This window comes from Vibrio sp. 03_296 (genome assembly GCF_002265885.1).
This window is the reverse complement of the sequence record NZ_NPKW01000451.1, coordinates 1-1785: the sequence shown is the minus strand read 5'-3', so window position 1 is coordinate 1785 and position 1785 is coordinate 1. Positions and strand designations below refer to the sequence as shown.

General features: G+C 43.7%; 2 protein-coding genes and 1 pseudogene. All 3 read left to right on the top strand.

Features of this window, described 5'->3' with window-relative positions:
* Positions 1-879, top strand: a pseudogene (locus CIK04_RS25340) (sigma-54-dependent transcriptional regulator); the annotation flags it as partial.
* A 271-nt stretch (positions 880-1150) separates the two neighbouring features.
* Positions 1151-1312 carry a hypothetical protein gene (locus CIK04_RS32860; RefSeq protein WP_176463426.1) on the top strand — a complete coding sequence of 54 codons (162 nt, stop codon included), beginning with the start codon at positions 1151-1153 and terminating at the stop codon, positions 1310-1312.
* 95 nt (positions 1313-1407) lie between these two features.
* Positions 1408-1641 carry a DUF1127 domain-containing protein gene (locus CIK04_RS25335; RefSeq protein ID WP_128824700.1) on the top strand — a complete coding sequence of 78 codons (234 nt, stop codon included), beginning with the start codon at positions 1408-1410 and terminating at the stop codon, positions 1639-1641.
* Positions 1642-1785 lie beyond the last annotated feature (144 nt).

The following is a 1785-nucleotide window of genomic DNA, read 5'->3' as shown; positions in this document are numbered from 1 at the left end:
CTTTGAAGCGCCTACGCGATCAAATTAAACGCATTGGTCCTACCGATGTGAGCATTCTGATCAACGGAGAGAATGGCTCAGGAAAAGAAACGGTCGCTCGAGCCATTCATAAAATCTCATCGCGTGCGATGAAGCCATTCTTTTCTGTCAAATGCCGTGCAATGAGCGAGCAACGTTTTCAAGCGGATGTTTTGGCATTGGGGCTGACGCAAATGTCGGGGCCTTCAATACTAGAGCGAGGCTGATGGTGGTACGGTGTTGTTTAATGACATTCTAACGATTTCCAAAACTCAGCAACTGCACCTTCTTCGTTTCTTACAAGAAGGAACGATAGAAACCTGCGATGGCATGAAGAAGGTCAATGTCCGTATTTTGACGGCGAATGCTTCCGATATTGAAAAGCACTGATCGATGGGATTTAGCGAGGAGCTTTACCACTACATCAATGTGCTACGGATTAATGTGCCAAGTCTCAAAGAGCGTGCCAGTGACATCACCTTGTTGGCTCGTTACTACCTGCAAGAATACTCAAAAGAGTATAACGCGCAGGCAAAAGGCTATTCTGAAGAAGCGCTGAGAGCTTTGATGCGCTATTACTGGCCAGGCAACGTACGCGAGCTGATGAATCAGATTAAGCGTGCTGTCCTGATGTCAGATAGCGTGATCATCGATATGCCGCAATTGGATCTTCCTAAACGTGGTGATAGTAAGCGCAGCTTAAAAAATATCCGTGAGAAAAGTGAGCGCGATGCGCTGTTGCTGGTGCTGGAATCTCATTCGGGTCAGGTCTCTAATGCCGCCAAAGAGTTAGGGTTTCAGCGTGCGACGATGTATCGACTACTAAACAAACACAATTTGATTTCCGAACAAACGGTGTAGCGGAATATCCTGTTTAAATCACCCAAAGCTTGAGGCCATTCTATCGAATGGCCTTTTTACATTCAGATAATCATCTAATAACCTCATATTGCCAAGGTGAATATGTTATAGCCAATCAATATGAAACTGACATTTAGTAGGATGTTTTGTAATTGCTGCATTGGAGAAAAAGTGATTGATTAGCAACCGTTTTCGCTTACAATTTAATCGTAACTTTCGAGTTATACCACATCAAAACTTTAGGATTAATAAACCATTGAAGGGGGCTAACATGTTGAAATTGAATGCGAAATCAACCCGTTTGTGCTCTCGCGATGCTCATTCATCTGAGATGAGTGTGGTTATCAGCATCGGCGCTGATACCGCTATCGACTGGTTAGTTAATCCGCACCCTCATTGTTATTTAACTGAGCTGCGGAAAATGGCAGCTTAGTTTGTGTCTCTCTCTACGAGTTGATCTACCCGAAAGCACGTCATTTTTCTCAGCAATCATTTTTATTTGGAGAAAATAATGCGTCACYCTATTTATTGAAATTAGCCACTATTTTGGTTCAAGCCGATTTAAAACGTGAAGAACGTGAATGGGCGAAACGTGTCCGTCGTAGTAGTTATGAAATTCCTTGGAACAACGCCTTCTTACTAAGAGACATTGGTTTAGATGAAGGTGGTCGAGCGAACCCAAACACCACTCCGGATGAAGTCAAAGTCGCGCGTCGAATCCGTCATATTCGCCGTGTGCTTAGTTCGCGAATACCGACGTAATCGAAAGGGCTGTAACCTTGGTGGTTACAGCCCGCAATGTTATGGGCATGGATTGGAGTAGGTGGTACCAATCTGCTGTATTTTATTTAACACCTCATCTTCTAACTTGACATTGAGACTCTCGATATTGACTTTAAGCTGATC

What these genes read in the sequence shown, in the direction of transcription:
- CIK04_RS32860 (WP_176463426.1), top strand. Translation starts at nt 1,151, where the DNA reads ATGTTGAAATTGAATGCGAAATCAACCCGTTTGTGCTCTCGCGATGCT.